Source organism: Maritimibacter alkaliphilus HTCC2654 (genome assembly GCF_000152805.1).
Classification (GTDB): domain Bacteria; phylum Pseudomonadota; class Alphaproteobacteria; order Rhodobacterales; family Rhodobacteraceae; genus Maritimibacter; species Maritimibacter alkaliphilus.
In genome coordinates this window covers 981,127-996,972 of record NZ_CH902578.1, presented here as the reverse complement: position 1 = coordinate 996,972, position 15,846 = coordinate 981,127, and the positions used below count along the sequence as shown (strand labels likewise).

Sequence of the window (15,846 nt, the reverse complement as noted above, 5' to 3'; positions counted from 1 at the left end):
TTTCGCGCAAGCGGAATTCGAAATCAGATGTCGGAGAACAGGTTCTCGGTTTCAGCGAATTCGACGAGGCCCTCGTCATGCGTGCCTTCGTTTATGTCGATGACTTCGACGCGCCCGTCCTGATGCCCGATGACGACCTTGTCGCAGATGTCGATGAACAGCCCGTTCTCGACCACGCCCGGGATCTGGTTCAGCACCATGGAAAGCTGGCGCGGATTGCCGATGCGTTGCAGGTAGAGGTCGATGATGTGGTTGCCTTCGTCGGTGACGAAGGGGGCCTCGCCGTTCATCCTGAGCGCGCTGGTCTGTCCCAGAACCTCGAGCGAGGCGAGCGTTTCCTCGATCAGGGCTTTCGAGGTCTGCCATCCGAACGGAATCACTTCGACCGGCAGCGGGAACGAGCCGAGGTGTTCGACCTGTTTCGACGGATCGGTGATGACGATCATCTGATCCGAGGCCGTCGCCACGATCTTTTCCTGAAGATGCGCGCCGCCCCCGCCCTTGATGAGGTTCAGGTCCATGTCGAATTCGTCCGCGCCGTCGATGGTGAGGTCGAGCCAGCGCGCCTCGTCCAGCGAGATCACACGGATACCGACCTGGCGCGCCAGTTCCGCGGTCCGGGTCGAGGTCGGGACACCGGCGATCCGGAGCCCCTCCTCACGCACGCGTTCGCCCAGACAGCGCACCATCCAGGCCGCCGTCGACCCGGTGCCCAGCCCCACGCGCATCCCGTCCTCGACGAAATCCACCGCACGCTTGGCGGCGACGAACTTGGCGGTGTCGATGGGCGAGAGGTTGGATGACATGGGCGGGTCCCTGCGCTGCGTTCGCAGGCTTTATAGGCAATCGCTGCGGGCGGGGCGAGAGCCGATTGCGACGCGAAGACTGGCCTCATGCGGCGCGCGGCCTTATGGTTTCCTCACCGATCCGGAGATCGCCATGTTTCGCGCCGCCCTGACCGCCCTTGCCCTGTCCGCCGCCGCCTCGTGCGCGATGGCCGAGGGCACGCTGCCGGGCCCGGACGCGTCGCTTTGCGATACGGCACAACTCGACCCCGAAGCGGTGATGGGGGACGGCTGGACGATGACCGTCTCGCGGTTCCGCATCCGCACAGAAGAGACCCCGACCTACACGTCCGAGATCAAGCGCCTGCCGGTCCGGCTGTATGTCGTCGACGGCGCCTTCAGGATGTTCGGGATGGTGGCGCCCCTTTCGCCGGTCACTTTCGTCGAAATGCCGTTCGGTCAGGGGGTGTGGCGCTGGTCCGGCGATCCGGTCCTGACGCTTTCCGACGATCCCGAGGCCGCTCAATCCAGCGCGGATGTGGAGGCGGCCTTGGGCTGCACCCTGTCGCGCTTTCCCCGGCTGGCGGCGCAGGTCGAGACGGTGTCGGACGACGGTCGGCAGTTCACCCATACCATCTGGCTCGTCGCCCTGTCGGCCGACCTGATGCTCGGTGCCTGGGACTGGCGCACGCGCGACGACGGGCCCGAGATTCACTATACCGCCGGGCTGAGACTTGCCCGAACACAGGCGGAGTGACGCCCGGCCTTGCCGTCTTATCGGCATGGGGCCATGGTGCCGGAATCGTCCGGTCTTTCGGACGGGAACGATTTGGCAAGCGGCACAGGGTACAGTCGGACCATGCAACGTTTCGGGTATCTCCTGTTGGGTTGGGCCGCGCTCGCCCTTGGCGGTCTTGGGGTCGTTCTGCCGGGCCTGCCGACCACGCCTTTCCTGCTGGTCGCGGCCTTCGCCTTCGGCAAGGGCAGCCCCCGGATGCGGGCATGGCTGATCGACCATGCCCACCTTGGTCCGCCGATCCGGGATTGGGAGGATCGCGGCGCGATTTCGCGCCGGGCCAAAGTGCTGGCGGTGTCGATGATGGCGGCGCTGTTGCTTTTGTCGGTGGTGCTGGGCCTGTCCGGTTGGCTCATCACCATTCAGGCGCTGTGCATGGGCGGGGCGGCGGTGTTCATCCTCACCCGTCCCGATTAAGTCACGGCATGGCGAGAACCGCCTCGATCGCCGCATTCAGATGCCCGACCGGAAGGATGACCAGCAGACCGGGGCCGGAGCTTTCGATCTCAACCACCCCGTCCGCCGCGTTCGACGTGCCGACCCGACCAAGGGGCGACAGGGTGATGCCCTCATGCGACCAGACCAGCCCGCGCAGGTTCACCACGCGCTCGGCCAGTGGAAACACCGACACCCGCGTGCCTTTGGGCAGGTCGAGCCGGACCGAGGCGGGCGCGTGGAAGCAGATGTCATGATCGCCGACGAGGATGCAGCGCCGGTCCCAGCGCACGAGCGCATTGTAACAGGCAAGCTCATGGTCCAGCCTGCGTCCCATGAACCCCGCCCCCAGAACCAAAGGCGCGTCGATAGCGAGGAGCGCCTTGTCGAAATCCGTCGTGTCCTGGTCGCCGGAGAAATGCACCGTCGCCGGGTCGAGCCGTGCGCGCGTTTCCGCGTCGATCGAGTCGAGATCGCCCACCACCGCGTCCGGCACATGGCCCATCGCCAGCGCCCGGCCCGCCGCCCCGTCGCAGCAGACGAGATTCGGCGCGATCGTCAACAATTCGGAAACCGTGCCCGGGGCAAGCTCGCCGCCGCCAAGAAGGGTGACTTTTTCCAAATAGGTTAAAAAACCGGATTTTATGGCCATCTTTGTATCCATGTCGGAAACTATCCACATTTCGGACCAGAAAAAATACCGCGATTATCTCGGTTTTGTGCAATTTCGCGGGACAGGGCATGGTAAACCATTCCCTGCTGGATCGGGGGAGAAAGCGAGTCAGAGATGGTGAGTTCGAGCAGGATTCTCACTGTATCATACGGAACTTTCAGCTGCACGCTGGAGGGATTCGATGAGCCGTTCTCGACGATGAAGTCCATCGCCGAGTATTTCCGCGAACTTGCGGCGGATGACCGCTATTTCGGGGCCGAACCCCCGCAGCCGGATGCCGAGATGCTGCACCAGATAGCCGAACGCGAGGTCAAGCGCCGCGTCGAGGCTCGGGTCAGCGAACATGGCGTCGTGCTGCGTCAGGCCACCGACGACGAGATGCCCGCGACCGGTCTGCTCACCGGTGCCGCGGCCCCGACCGTGGACGACGAAATCAAGCGCCAGGCCGATGAGGCCCGTCGCCGCGCCGCCGAGGAAGAGGCGGAACGCCACGCCGCCGAAGTCGAGCGTCAGGCCGAGAATCGCCGGGCCGCCGAAGAGGCCGCCGCAAAGGCCGCAGAAGAGGCTGCCGCGCAGGAGGCCGAGGCCGCCCGCAAGGCCGAGGAAGACGCCGCACGCGCCGCCGAAGAAGAAGAAGCCCGCCGGGCCGAGGCGGAAGCCGAAGCGGCCCGGCGCCGCGCCGAGGCGGAAGCGGAAGCCGAACAGCGCCGCGCCGAAGCCGAGGCCGAAGCGCGCCGTGCCGCCGATGAGGACGAAGACGAAGCGGCGGACGCCGGGTCCGTGACCGATCGCATCCGCCGCATCCACGCCGTCACCGATGTAAGCGCCGACGACTATTCAGAAGACGAACACGCCGACGATTACTTCCGCGACGACGACGACATTCTCGAAGAGGCGCTGCTGGCCGAGGAACAGGACGAAGTTCTGCCGATCGACACCGACGACGAAGACGACACGCCCGCCGAAGCGCAGGCGGAGGACGATGCGTCGGAGGAGGATGACGACATTTCCGCCCTGCTCGGCAAGGTGGCCGAAGATTCGGCGCTCGAGGACGAGGCGCTGACCGACGAAGTGAGCGAAGAGACCGCCTCGGAACTCGACTACGACGAGGATGAGGACGAAGCGCCGCTGGACCTCAGCGCCTTTGCCGAGGACTTCGCGACCGATGACGCAGATGCGGACGAAGACACCCCGCAGGTCGCCGAAACGCCGGATGCAGCCGAGGACGAAGCGCCCGCTAGGGACGCCAAGGCCGCGACCGTGATCGTGCCCGCCCAGACCCAGACCCCGGCGACCCAGCCGCGCCGCCCGATCGCCCGCGTGGTCCGTGTGCGTCGCCCCTTCGCCAAGGACGAAACCCCGGCCCCGCAGCAGATCGAAGCGACGGCAACCGAGGAGCCTTATGACCCGGACGAGGACGATTTCACCGTTCCCGGCGAAAGCACGCTGACGCCCGAGGACGAGGCCGCGCTGATTGCCGAACTGGCCGAGGTCGAGCGCGACTCGCGCGAAACGGCGGGTGCCGACGAAGACGATTTCAACGCCGCACGCGCCGCGCTGGCCGATGACGCCGACGAGGACGAGGCCGCGCTGGCCGAGGACGTCGCGGACGAGGAAGACGAAGACGACATGGTGCGCGGCGAAGCCCTGCCCATTGAGCCCGAGGAAGAGCCCGAAGATCGCATTCAGGACGACCGCAAGGCGCAGGCCGCGCCGTTCGCGGATGTGGATATGGGCGAAACCGACCGCGCCATCGACCGCATCTTGCAAAAGACCAATTCGCAGCTCGCCACCGGCGAAAGCACCCGTCGCCGCAATGCGATCCAGCACCTCAAGGCCGCGGTTCAGGCCAAGCGCGCCGACCGTGACGAGGTGGACGAGGCGCTCGATTCGATCGACCCGACGCCGCTGACCAACGACGAATACCGCGACGACCTTGCCCGCGTCGTGCGTCCGCGCCGCCCGCAGGCCGATGCCGACCGCCCCAAGCGCCGCCTCGCCCCGCTGGTTCTGGTGTCCGAGCAGCGTGTGGATCAGTCCGACGTGGCCGAAGCCGAAGTGCCCCAGCCCGCGCGCCCGGCCGCCGTCGCCAAACCCGCCCGTCCGGTGCGCCCGGTGCGCCCGCGTCGCGTGGGCAAATCGAACCTCGCCATGCAGGACGAGCCGGAAGAGGCGCAGGATGACGAGGGCGAAGAGGCCAGCGACAACATGACCTCGGGTTTCCGCGCTTTCGCCGCCGATCTGGGGGTCGAAGGGATCGAAGACACGTTGGAGGCGGCCACCGCCTTCGTCACGCAGGAAGTGGGCCGTCCCTGGGCCACACGTCCGCAAATCATTTCGCTCGCCCTCGCCTCCTCGTCCGGCGCGGGGCGCGAAGAAGCGCTGGCGAGTTTCGCCCAGCTCCTGCGCTCCGGTCAGATCGTCAAGGTCAACCGGGGCCAGTTCGTCCTGTCTGAGGACAGTTTGTATTACGAGTGAAACGCTGCCGCGTTATGGGGATGTCGGAAACGGCGGGGTCGGACCCCGCCGTTTTTCATTCCTCGTCGCGCTTTTCTTCGGGCGGCATCGCGGCGACGCCCTGAAACAGCTTCTTGAACGGCAAAATCCACGCCACGCCAAGCACGACGAACACGATCAGCTCGACGAGGATGGAATCGCGGTTGATGAGATCGGCCAAGTTGACCGCCACGATGATCCACAGCGGCAGGCCGAGCAGCAGAACGACCAGCGACCAGCGTTTGCGGGCTTTCAGTGACAGGGCCATGGCGTCTCCTTTCAACGGGCTTGCGCCCTTGGTCTGGTATCCAGACTTACGGCATCAGTCCGCGAACGGATCGGTGACGAGGATCGTATCCTCACGCTCCGGGCTGGTGGACAAGAGCGCGACCGGGCATTCGATCAGTTCCTCGACCCGGCGGACGTATTTGATCGCGGCGGCCGGAAGATCGGCCCAGCTACGCGCGCCTTCGGTCGACTCACTCCACCCTTCCAACTCTTCGTAGATCGGCTTGCACCGCGCCTGTTCATCGGCGGCGGTCGGCAGGTAATCCAGCCGCTTGCCGTCCAGATCGTAGGCCACGCAGATTTTCAGGGTTTCGAACCCGTCGAGCACGTCGAGTTTCGTCAGGCAGATGCCGTTGATGCCGGATATCGCGCAGGTCTGCCGCACGAGCGCCGCGTCGAACCAGCCGCAGCGCCGCTTGCGCCCGGTGGTGGTCCCGAATTCATGTCCGCGCGTGCCCAGACGGTCACCGTCCGCATCGAACAGCTCCGACGGGAAGGGCCCTTCGCCCACGCGGGTCGTATAGGCTTTGACGATGCCCAGCACATAGTCGATCGCCCCCGGCCCCATGCCGACGCCCGTGGCCGCCTGACCCGCGATCACGTTGGACGAGGTCACGAAGGGATAGGTGCCGAAGTCGATGTCGAGCAGCGCACCCTGCGCCCCTTCGAACAGGATCCGGTTCCCCGCCTTGCGCTTTTCGTTGAGCACCTTCCACGCCGGAGCCGCGTATTCGAGGATCTTCGGCGCGATCTCTTTCAACTGCGCGATCAGCGCGTCGCGGTCGATCTCGTCCACGCCCAGCCCCTTGCGCAGCGGGTTGTGGTGCTGAAGCGCCCGGTCCACCCGCGCCTCGAGCGTCGCGTCGTCGGCAAGGTCGGCGACCCGGATCACCCGGCGCCCCACCTTGTCCTCGTAGGCCGGCCCGATGCCGCGCCCCGTCGTGCCGATCTTGGTCCCGGTGCTCGCGGCCTCTTCGCGCGCCCGGTCCAATTCGCCGTGGAACGGCAGGATCAGCGGCGTGTTCTCGGCGATCATCAGCGTCTCGGGCGTGATTTCGACCCCCTGTTTGCGTATCGTCTCGATCTCGCCCAGCAGGTGCCACGGGTCCAGCACCACGCCGTTGCCGATCACCGACAGTTTGCCGCCGCGCACCACGCCCGAAGGCAGCGCGTGCAGCTTGTAGACGGTGCCGTCGATGACAAGCGTGTGGCCCGCGTTATGACCGCCCTGAAACCGGCAGATGACGTCAGCGCGTTCGCTGAGCCAGTCCACGATCTTGCCTTTCCCCTCGTCGCCCCACTGGGCGCCTACGACGACTACGTTGGCCATGACGTTTCCTCTGTCGGTAAACCCGCGCCCGTATAGCGAAGCCCGCGCCCCGGTGAAAGGCCAATCCCGCGCGCCCTGCCCGCATTTCGGCATGGCTTTGGGGTTGCGACGGCGCGCCGTTCACCCTAGATAGCCCCATCGGAACACTGACCCCCGGAAGGCCGCTAAAGTCCCATGGAAAACGTCCTGCTCGTCATCCTTCTCCTGCTCGCGCTGTCGCTGATCGGCGTCGTGCTTCTGCAACGCTCGGAAGGCGGTGGGCTCGGCATGGGCGGCGGCGGTGGCGGCGGCGTGATGTCGTCGCGCAGCGCGGCCACGGCGCTTTCCAAACTGACCTGGATTCTGGGGATCGCCTTTCTTGCCGCGTCACTTGGTCTCACGATCATCTCGGCGCGCAACTCGGCGGACAGTTCGGTCACCGACCTGATCGTCGCACCGTCTTCGGATGCGGGCGACGCGACCCCGGACGCCCCGGCGCTGCCCGACGTGACGGACATGATGCCGTCGCAGAATTCGGATCAGTCGTCGGACGCCCCGGTGGCCCCGCCGCGCGCCGAATAAGCGCGGCACCCGAAACCCCGTCCGTGACCCGGACGGGGTGATTTCGCACCACACTACAACCTGTTGATAAGCCGGAAAATCCGGCCACATCATATTGCGGTCTGCTTGCCTTGAGACCGGGAATCGGATATTCCGGAATCCCGTGATGATGGGTTTTTGAGCCGGGACAAATCGGCCTGAGCGCACCGCATCCAACCAAAATCACGGGGGCAGCCCTTACATGGCACGTTACATCTTTATCACCGGCGGCGTGGTTTCGTCCCTTGGCAAGGGGCTCACGGCGGCGGCACTCGGCGCGTTGTTGCAGGCACGCGGCTTTTCCGTCCGGATGCGCAAGCTGGACCCCTATCTGAACGTCGATCCGGGCACGATGTCGCCCTTCGAGCATGGTGAAGTGTTCGTCACCGACGACGGCGCCGAAACCGACCTTGATTTGGGCCATTACGAACGCTTCACCGGCGTCGCGGCGCGCGCCACCGACAGCGTGTCGTCCGGCCGCATCTATACCAACGTGCTGGAGAAAGAGCGGCGCGGCGACTACCTCGGCAAGACCATTCAGGTGATTCCGCACGTCACCAATGAAATCAAGGATTTCATCGAGATCGGCGATGACGAGGTCGATTTCATGCTGTGCGAGATCGGCGGCACCGTCGGCGACATCGAGGCGCTGCCTTTCTTCGAGGCGATCCGCCAGTTCAGTCAGGAACGCCCCCGCGGCCAGTGCATCTTCATGCACCTTACGCTGCTCCCCTATCTCGCGGCCTCGGGCGAATTGAAAACCAAGCCGACCCAGCACAGCGTGAAGGAGCTGCGCTCCATCGGCATTGCGCCCGACGTGCTGGTCTGCCGCGCCGAGCATCCGATCCCCGAAAAGGAACGCGCCAAGATCGCGCTGTTCTGTAACGTGCGCCCCGACAGCGTTATCCCGGCCTACGACCTCAAGTCGATCTACGAGGCGCCGATGTCGTTCCACCGCGCCGGTCTCGATCAGGCCGTGCTCGACGCCTTCCAGATCAGCCCGGCCCCCGCGCCCAACATGACCCGTTGGGAAGATGTCGAGGACCGCATCCACAACGCCGAGGGCGAGGTGAAAATCGCCATCGTCGGCAAATACGTACAGCTTGAAGACGCCTACAAGTCGATCAAAGAGGCGCTGACCCACGGCGGCATGGCCAACCGGGTGAAGGTCACGACCGAATGGGTCGATGCCGAGATTTTCGAAAAGGAAGACCCGGCCCCGCATCTCGAAGGCTACCATGCGATCCTCGTCCCCGGCGGCTTCGGTGAACGCGGGACCGAAGGCAAGATCCGCGCCGCCCAGTTCGCGCGCGAGCACAAGGTGCCCTACCTCGGCATCTGCCTTGGGATGCAGATGGCGGTGATCGAAGCGGCTCGCAACGTCGTCGGGCTCGAGGATGCCGGGTCCGAGGAATTCGACCACGAAGCCGGGAAAAAGCGTTTTACGCCCGTGGTTTACCACCTCAAAGAATGGGTGCAGGGCAACTATACCGTCAAGCGCAAGGTGTCCGACGACAAGGGCGGCACGATGCGGCTTGGCGCCTATACCGCGACGCTGAAAGAGGGGTCGAAAGTGGCCGAAGTCTATGGCGACACGACCATCGAAGAACGCCATCGCCACCGCTACGAGGTCGACATCAAGTATCGGGAGGAGCTTGAGGCCAAGGGCCTGTGCTTCTCCGGCATGTCGCCCGATGGCCGCCTGCCCGAGATCGTCGAATGGCAGGATCACCCGTGGTTCATCGGCGTGCAGTATCACCCGGAGCTGAAGTCGAAGCCCTTCGCGCCCGCGCCGCTGTTCGCGGATTTCGTCCGCGCGGCGATCGAGCAGGAACGCCTCGTTTAGTGCGGGCCACAGCGACCAGTAGACAAGGGCCGCTGCACCGATGAATGCGGCGGCCTTTTTCGTGTCCACGCCGTTGGGCGATTGATCTGGATCAAGGTTTTTGTATGCACTTGGGCGCTATCCGTATGCACAAGAGACAATGAACGGATGCAGACGGAGCCCGCCATGAACCGCGAAACCCCAGCCCCCCTTGCCGACCCCGAAACCATCGAAGGCCGCCCGCGCCCGACCTATCAGATGGTGCTGGACCGCGACACGAACCCGCCTTCGCCCTGCCTGCGCGACGTGGCGCCGTATCATCCGCAGACCGTCCGCGTGCCCACCGCCCGTTACACCTCCCCCGACTATTTCCAGCGCGAAGTGCGCGAGATGTGGGAAAAGGTCTGGCAGATGGCCTGCCGGGACGAGGACATTCCCGCGCCGGGCGATCAGACCGTCTATGACATCGCGGACCGCTCGGTCCTGCTGGTCCGCACCGAAAGCGGCACCGTGCGCGGTTTCGTCAATTCCTGCCCGCACCGGGGCCGCAAGCTTAGGGCCGATGCCGGGCAGGCCCAGACGATCCGTTGTGCCTTTCACGGCTGGACCTGGAACCTCGACGGCAGCGTGAAAAGCATCCCCTGCCGCTGGGATTTCCCGCATCTGACGGATGACGACGCGCATCTGCGCGAGGTGCAGGTCGACACGTGGGGCGGCTTCGTCTTCATCAATTTCGACACGGACGCCGCGCCGCTGGCCGACTACCTCGGCGTGCTGCCGGAGCATTTCGCGCCCTGGCGGCTCGAGGATTGCTACAAGTCCGTGCATCTGGCCGGGGTCATGCAATGCAACTGGAAGGTGGCGCAGGAGGCTTTCATGGAAAGCTACCACGTCATCGCCACGCACCCGCAGATCCTGCCCTTCTTCGCGGACGCCAGCGCGCAATACGACCTTTACGGCGACAACGTGAACCGAAATCTCGCCGCCTTCGGCGTGACCAGCCCCCATATGGGCGAGGGCGCCGTGTCGGAGCAGGAGATCGTGGCGCAGATGCTTGGGATGCGCGAAGAGGCCCAGACGGTCGACCCCAAGGACGATGGCGCGATCCAGGCCCGCCGCACGCTGGGCGACAAGACCCGCGCGGCGTTCAGTCGGGCCTACGGGATCGACCATTCCGGCGTCTCGGATGCCGAGGTTCTGGACGCGCTCGTCTATAACGTCTTTCCGAACTTCGCGCCGTGGGGCGGATTCGCGCCCAACATCGTCTACCGCTGGCGCCCAAACGGGATGGATGTTCATACGTGCATCATGGAGGTGATGATCCTGAAGCGCTGCCCCGCCGGAAAACCACGCCCCGCACCTGCCGAACTGCGCTGGATCGAACCGGGCGCACCGTGGTCGGAAGCCCCCGAACTGCCCGTTCTGGGGCCGGTCATCGATCAGGACATCTCTAACCTCGGGCTTGTGCAGGACGGGCTGCGCAATTCCGCGACCGGCGTCGTCGAGCTTGCGCGCTACGAAGAACAGCGCATCCGGCATTTCCACCAGACCCTCGGCAAATACGTGGCAGACTGACCATCGCCTCGCCCCTTGATGCCGCTTGGGGCAGGCGTTACGCCAAGGGATGCTGTCCTACCAACACATCTTCCATGCGGGCAATCTGGCCGACGTGCACAAGCACGGGCTTCTGGCGTGGGTGCTGGACTACCTGACGCAAAAGGACAAACCGCTGTCCTACATCGAAACCCATGCGGGACGCGGGCTTTATCGGCTGGACGCGCCCGAGGCGGTCAAGACGGGCGAAGCGGCGGCGGGCATCGGGCGTGTGGCCGACTGGTTCGGCCCCGATCACCCATACACCCGCGCCCGCGACGGGGTGACGGCCGAATACCGCGCCACCGCCTATCCCGGCTCGCCCCTGATCGCCGCGCATCTGTTGCGACCCGGCGATTCCCTGCGACTGGCCGATCTGCATCCGCAGGAAAGTGCGGCTCTGGCCGAGGTCATGCGGCCTTTGGGCGCAAAAGTCGAACAGCGCGACGGGATCGAAATGGCACTGGCCGTGACGCCCCCCGATCCGCGCCGGGGCGTGTTGCTCATCGACCCGTCGTGGGAGTTGAAATCGGACTACGACACCCTGCCGAAGGCGATCTCGAAGATCGCGCGCAAGTGGCCCGTGGGCGTTGTCTTGCTGTGGTATCCGATCCTCACCGACGACCGCCATGTCGGGATGGTACGTACACTCACCACCCAGCACCCCGAGGCACTGATAAGCGAAGTGCGCTTTCCACCCTCGCGCCCCGGACATGGCATGGTCGGCTCGGGTCTTTTCGTGCTCAACCCGCCGTGGGGTCTGGCCGACGAAGCGGGAAAACTGAAACAGAAATTCGACAGCTTGGGAGGCTGACATGCCCAAAGGATACTGGATCGGTCGCGTCGATGTGGACGACCCCGAAACCTACATGACCTATGTGGCCGCGAACGCCTCGGCCTTCGCCAAGTACAAGGCCCGCTTCCTCGTGCGCGGCGGCGAGCATCGGATCGCCGAAGGCACCGCGCGGGCGCGCAACGTGGTGATCGAATTTCCCAGCTACGCCGATGCGCTCGCCTGCTACGACAGCCCGGAATATCAGGCCGCCAAGGCGATCCGCGACCCGGTGTCCGAAGGCGACCTCATCATCATCGAGGGCTATGAGGACTGAGGAACCGGGCCATATCCCCGAAAGTTGACAGTCACACGCTGGAAAGCGTCGCGAAACCGGCCTAAGTGGATAGCTATGTTCGACAAACTCATGAATTCCCTCTTCGGCTCCGCGCCCGAAGAGCTCCCGCCCGAAGACGCCCGCGTGGCGCTGACCGCCCTGCTCGTGCGGATCGCCCGCTCGGACGGGCAATATGACGACGTCGAAAAGGACCAGATCCGCGACATCGTGGCGGACCGTTACGACCTGTCCCCCGAACTGGCGCAGGATCTGATGTATCAGGCGCAGGAGCTGGAATCGCAGGCCCCCGACACCGTCCGCTTCACCGAGGCGATCAAGGATGCGGTGCCCTACGAAGACCGCACGAGCGTCGTCGCGGCCGCCTGGCGTGTGGTATTGGCGGACGGCGACCGGGCCGATGAAGAAGACGCGCTGATGCGGCTCATCGCCAAATTCCTGGGTGTGTCCGACCGCGACTCGAACATCGCGCGACAAAAGGCGATGGGCTGAGGCCCGTTGCCCGTTTTCGCGCCACCTGACCCAACGGCAGGCAAAAGCCGCCCGGGCATCGGGCAATCTATCGTTGCAATACATTGGGATTTCGTCCCTACTCGGGCCTCGAAACCGATATGATCAAATGCTGTGCCGCACACTGAACCGCCCGTCATAGAGATAAATGACCTGCACAAGAGTTTCGGGGAACTCGAGGTCCTGAAAGGTGTCAGCCTGTCCGCCCCGCGCGGCCAGGCGATCTCGATGATCGGGTCGTCCGGCTCGGGCAAATCCACGCTTCTGCGGTGCTGCAACCTGCTGGAAGACAGCCAGTCGGGCGAAATCCTGTTCGAGGGCGAGCCGATCCGCTGGCATGGAACCGGCCTTGCCCGCCGCCCCGCCGACCGGGCGCAGGTGACGCGCATTCGCACCAACCTGTCGATGGTGTTCCAACAGTTCAACCTGTGGTCCCATATGACCATCCTCGAAAACGTCATGGAGGCCCCCGTCACCGTTCTGGGCCGCCCGAAAAAAGACGTGGAAGAGGCCGCGCGCTCCTATCTCGAAAAGGTCGGCATCGGCGACAAATGCGACGTCTACCCGGCGCAGTTGTCCGGCGGCCAGCAACAGCGCGCCGCCATCGCCCGCGCGCTGTGCATGGAGCCCAAGGCGCTCTTGTTCGACGAACCCACCTCGGCCCTCGACCCAGAGCTCGAGCAAGAGGTGGTGCGCGTCATTAAGGCGCTCGCCGCCGAGGGCCGCACCATGATAATCGTGACCCACGACATGCGCATGGCCGCAGACGTGGCCGATCATGTGGTCTTTCTCCATCAGGGAAAGATCGAGGAAGAAGGGCCACCCGAAGAGCTCTTCTCCAACCCCAAATCGGAACGGCTTAAGGGGTTCCTCTCCGCCACCGTTCCGGCCTGAACCAACCAAGGGAGCAAAAAATGAAAAAGCTGATCCTCACCGCCGCCGCGCTCGCGCTGACTGCGGGCACCGCGATGGCCGAAAGCCACGCCATGACCGTGCGCATGGGCACCGAAGGCGCCTACCCTCCGTTCAACTTCCTCAACGACAACGGCGAAGTCGACGGGTTCGAGCGTGAACTGGGCGACGCGATCTGCGAAACCGCCGGGCTGACCTGCGAATGGGTGACGAACGAGTGGGATTCGATCATCCCGAACCTCGTTTCCGGCAACTACGACACGATCATCGCGGGCATGTCGATCACCGACGAACGTGACGAGGTCATCGACTTCACCGAGGCCTACTTCCCGCCCGATCCGTCCTCCTTCGTCGCCATGTCCGACGCCTTCGACGGCACCGGCGTGATCGCGGCCCAGACCGGCACGATTCAGGCCAGCCACGTGGCCTCGATGGACGGCGCGCAGCTTGTCGAATTCGCCACCCCGGACGAAACCATCGCCGCCGTGAAAAACGGCGAAGCCGACGCGGTCCTCGCCGACAAGTCGTTCCTCGAGCCCATCGTGGCCGAAGACAGCGACCTGATGTTCGCGGGCGACGACGTGATGCTGGGCGGCGGTATCGGCCTTGGCGTGCGTGAAAGCGACACCGAGCTGAAAGACAAGCTCAACGCCGCGATCGCCGAACTGAAGGCAGACGGCACCGTCAACGAACTGATCGCCAAATGGTTCGACGGCATGGAAGGCCCGTACTGATCTGACACGGGGGGCGGCTTTCGGGCCGCTCCTCTCCACCGATGTTCGAAATCTGCGCAGACCCCCAGAACCTGCAAGAATTGCAGTGGCTTGCCTGCTACCTCACCAGCGGCAAGCATATCCTGTTCTACCAGTCCTTCGGGGTGGTGATGCTGCTTCTCGTCATCACCGCGCCCGTCTCGCTGGGCTTCGGCTTCATCGGTGCCTCGGCCGCCCGCTCGCCCATCGCGCCCCTGCGCTGGTTCGGCAAGGGCTATACCTCGATCGTGCGCGGCGTGCCCGACATCGCCTTTTTCCTCTTCTTCGTCATCGCGCTGGATCAGGCGTTCGAGTGGCTGCGCCATCAGGTGAAATGCCCGGACTGGGACGCGCCGATCCGTCAGGGCAGCGATTTCGTGGTCTGTGCGCAGGCCAAACTGCCGCTCTCGACCTCGCCGCAATGGGTGCATGAAAGCTACGGCTTCACCCTCGCCGTCCTGACCTTCGCCATCGTTTTCGGCGCCTTCGCGGCCAATGTGCTGTTCGGCGCCATGCGCTCGGTCCCCCGCGCCCAGATGGAAACCGCCGAGGCTTATGGCTTTTCCCACCGTCAGGCCTTCTGGCGCATTCTCGTCCCGCAGATGTGGCTTTACGCCCTGCCGGGCCTGTCGAACCTCTGGATGATCCTTATCAAGGCCACGCCGCTTCTGTTCCTTCTGGGGGTCGAAGACATCGTCTATTGGGCGCGCGAACTCGGCGGCTCCAAGACCGCGCGCTTCTCCGACTACCCGCACGGCGACTGGCGGATGTATTACTTCGGTGCGCTGCTCGTGTTCTATCTGCTGCTCACGAAACTCTCGGAAATCGTGCTCGACAAGCTGATGGCGCGCCTTTCCCACGGGCAGGCCACCGCCGCGGGCGAAGCCCAGCGAAAGGCCGCCGCATGAGCTGCTGGGACACGGTCATGGACTACGGCCTGCGCTCCATCGGGATCGGTGAGCGTCTCCTGCCCCGGTCCGACTTCACGCTCTGCCAGCAGTTCACGCTGATCGGCTCCGGCATGATCTGGAACATCTACTTCGGCGTCCTCGCGCTCGCCTTCGGGTTCTTCCTGTCGATCGCTGTGGCGCTCGGTAAATCCTCCGCGACGCCGCTCATCAGAAAACCGGCGGAGTGGTTCATCTTCCTCTTTCGCGGCTCGCCCCTCTTCATCCAGTTCTTCTTCGCCTATTTCGCCTTCCTGTCGCTGAAACAGGTCGCCCCGATCTTCGATCCGCTGACCTCGGCGGCCTTCGGGGCCACCATCGTTCTGTTTCTGAACACCTCGGCCTACGCCGGCGAAATCTTCTACGGCGCGCTCAAAGCCATCCCGAAGGGCGATCTCGAAGCCGCCGATGCCTATGGCATCATGGGCTGGAAACGCTTCCGCCGGATCACCTTTCCGACCATGCTGCGTCTGGCCTGGCCCGCCTACACGAACGAGGCGATCTTTCTGTTTCACGCCACCGCGCTCGTGTTTTTCTCGGGCTTTCCGGCCTGGCAACAGCGGGGCGACGCGCTTTATTACGCCAACTATTTCGCGGACAAGACCTTCAACCCCTTCGTCCCCTACCCGATCCTCGCCTTCTACTTCATCCTGCTGACCCTCTCGGTCATCACGATCTTCGGCGCGATCAACCGCCGCCTGACCCGGCACCTGCCGCAGGAAACCCGACCGAAACTGCGCTTGCGGCTGATGCTCGTGCGCTGAGCGCGTCTCTTTCCGGTCCCAAATATCCCGGGGG

General features: G+C 64.7%; 18 protein-coding genes. 13 read left to right on the top strand and 5 right to left on the bottom strand.

Annotated features, from left to right (window positions below):
- Positions 1 to 23 precede the first annotated feature (23 nt).
- On the bottom strand, positions 24 to 806 hold the full coding sequence (gene rpiA, locus RB2654_RS06040; RefSeq protein ID WP_008329627.1) for a ribose-5-phosphate isomerase RpiA: 783 nt from the start codon (positions 804 to 806) through the stop codon (positions 24 to 26).
- Between the two features lie 133 nt (positions 807 to 939).
- Between rpiA and RB2654_RS06035 the strand changes: the two genes are divergently transcribed.
- Entirely contained in the window at positions 940 to 1,542 is a 603-nt protein-coding gene (locus tag RB2654_RS06035; RefSeq protein ID WP_008329626.1) for a hypothetical protein, read from the top strand.
- 102 nt (positions 1,543 to 1,644) lie between these two features.
- Positions 1,645 to 1,998, top strand: coding sequence for a YbaN family protein (locus RB2654_RS06030; RefSeq protein WP_008329625.1), 354 nt, complete (start codon positions 1,645 to 1,647; stop codon positions 1,996 to 1,998).
- Position 1,999: 1 nt separating this feature from the next.
- Here RB2654_RS06030 and RB2654_RS06025 read toward each other — a convergent pair whose 3' ends face one another.
- Positions 2,000 to 2,638: a thiamine diphosphokinase gene (locus RB2654_RS06025; RefSeq protein ID WP_246146596.1), complete on the bottom strand. Its 639-nt coding sequence runs from the start codon at positions 2,636 to 2,638 to the stop codon at positions 2,000 to 2,002.
- A 50-nt stretch (positions 2,639 to 2,688) separates the two neighbouring features.
- Positions 2,689 to 2,898: a hypothetical protein gene (locus RB2654_RS23345; RefSeq protein ID WP_138424107.1), complete on the bottom strand. Its 210-nt coding sequence runs from the start codon at positions 2,896 to 2,898 to the stop codon at positions 2,689 to 2,691.
- Here RB2654_RS23345 and RB2654_RS22295 point away from each other — a divergent pair.
- A complete protein-coding gene (locus RB2654_RS22295; RefSeq protein ID WP_008329623.1) occupies positions 2,888 to 5,167 on the top strand; it encodes a hypothetical protein in 2,280 nt (759 codons plus the stop codon). The two genes, RB2654_RS23345 and RB2654_RS22295, sit on opposite strands and share 11 nt — an antisense overlap.
- A gap of 55 nt (positions 5,168 to 5,222) precedes the next feature.
- Here the strand turns inward: RB2654_RS22295 and RB2654_RS06015 are convergent, their stop codons facing one another.
- The gene (locus tag RB2654_RS06015; protein ID WP_008329621.1) at positions 5,223 to 5,453 is read right to left on the bottom strand and encodes a DUF2842 domain-containing protein; all 231 of its coding nucleotides are present in this window, start codon (positions 5,451 to 5,453) and stop codon (positions 5,223 to 5,225) included.
- 54 nt (positions 5,454 to 5,507) lie between these two features.
- Positions 5,508 to 6,803 carry an adenylosuccinate synthase gene (locus RB2654_RS06010; protein WP_008329619.1) on the bottom strand — a complete coding sequence of 432 codons (1,296 nt, stop codon included), beginning with the start codon at positions 6,801 to 6,803 and terminating at the stop codon, positions 5,508 to 5,510.
- Positions 6,804 to 6,977: 174 nt separating this feature from the next.
- Here RB2654_RS06010 and secG point away from each other — a divergent pair, with 174 nt between their 5' ends.
- The 10 genes from secG (at position 6,978) to RB2654_RS05960 (ending at position 15,812) form a co-directional block, all read left to right on the top strand.
- Entirely contained in the window at positions 6,978 to 7,364 is a 387-nt protein-coding gene (secG, locus tag RB2654_RS06005) for a preprotein translocase subunit SecG (protein WP_008329617.1), read from the top strand.
- A gap of 220 nt (positions 7,365 to 7,584) precedes the next feature.
- Complete coding sequence (pyrG, locus tag RB2654_RS06000; RefSeq protein ID WP_008329614.1) at positions 7,585 to 9,228, top strand: CTP synthase; 1,644 nt, start codon at positions 7,585 to 7,587, stop codon at positions 9,226 to 9,228.
- Between the two features lie 165 nt (positions 9,229 to 9,393).
- Positions 9,394 to 10,782, top strand: a complete 1,389-nt coding sequence (locus RB2654_RS05995; protein ID WP_040885486.1) for an aromatic ring-hydroxylating oxygenase subunit alpha — start codon at positions 9,394 to 9,396, stop codon at positions 10,780 to 10,782.
- Positions 10,783 to 10,831: 49 nt separating this feature from the next.
- Complete coding sequence (locus RB2654_RS05990; protein WP_008329611.1) at positions 10,832 to 11,614, top strand: 23S rRNA (adenine(2030)-N(6))-methyltransferase RlmJ; 783 nt, start codon at positions 10,832 to 10,834, stop codon at positions 11,612 to 11,614.
- A 1-nt stretch (position 11,615) separates the two neighbouring features.
- Positions 11,616 to 11,909, top strand: a complete 294-nt coding sequence (locus RB2654_RS05985) for a DUF1330 domain-containing protein (RefSeq protein ID WP_008329609.1) — start codon at positions 11,616 to 11,618, stop codon at positions 11,907 to 11,909.
- A gap of 75 nt (positions 11,910 to 11,984) precedes the next feature.
- Entirely contained in the window at positions 11,985 to 12,419 is a 435-nt protein-coding gene (locus RB2654_RS05980) for a tellurite resistance TerB family protein (RefSeq protein WP_008329608.1), read from the top strand.
- Positions 12,420 to 12,551: 132 nt separating this feature from the next.
- Positions 12,552 to 13,331, top strand: a complete 780-nt coding sequence (locus tag RB2654_RS05975; RefSeq protein ID WP_008329607.1) for an ABC transporter ATP-binding protein — start codon at positions 12,552 to 12,554, stop codon at positions 13,329 to 13,331.
- Positions 13,332 to 13,351: 20 nt separating this feature from the next.
- Positions 13,352 to 14,083: a transporter substrate-binding domain-containing protein gene (locus tag RB2654_RS05970; protein ID WP_008329606.1), complete on the top strand. Its 732-nt coding sequence runs from the start codon at positions 13,352 to 13,354 to the stop codon at positions 14,081 to 14,083.
- 41 nt (positions 14,084 to 14,124) lie between these two features.
- Complete coding sequence (locus tag RB2654_RS05965; RefSeq protein WP_008329605.1) at positions 14,125 to 15,009, top strand: ABC transporter permease; 885 nt, start codon at positions 14,125 to 14,127, stop codon at positions 15,007 to 15,009.
- On the top strand, positions 15,006 to 15,812 hold the full coding sequence (locus tag RB2654_RS05960; protein ID WP_008329604.1) for an ABC transporter permease: 807 nt from the start codon (positions 15,006 to 15,008) through the stop codon (positions 15,810 to 15,812). Before RB2654_RS05965 ends, RB2654_RS05960 begins: the two co-directional genes overlap by 4 nt.
- Positions 15,813 to 15,846: the final 34 nt, after the last annotated feature.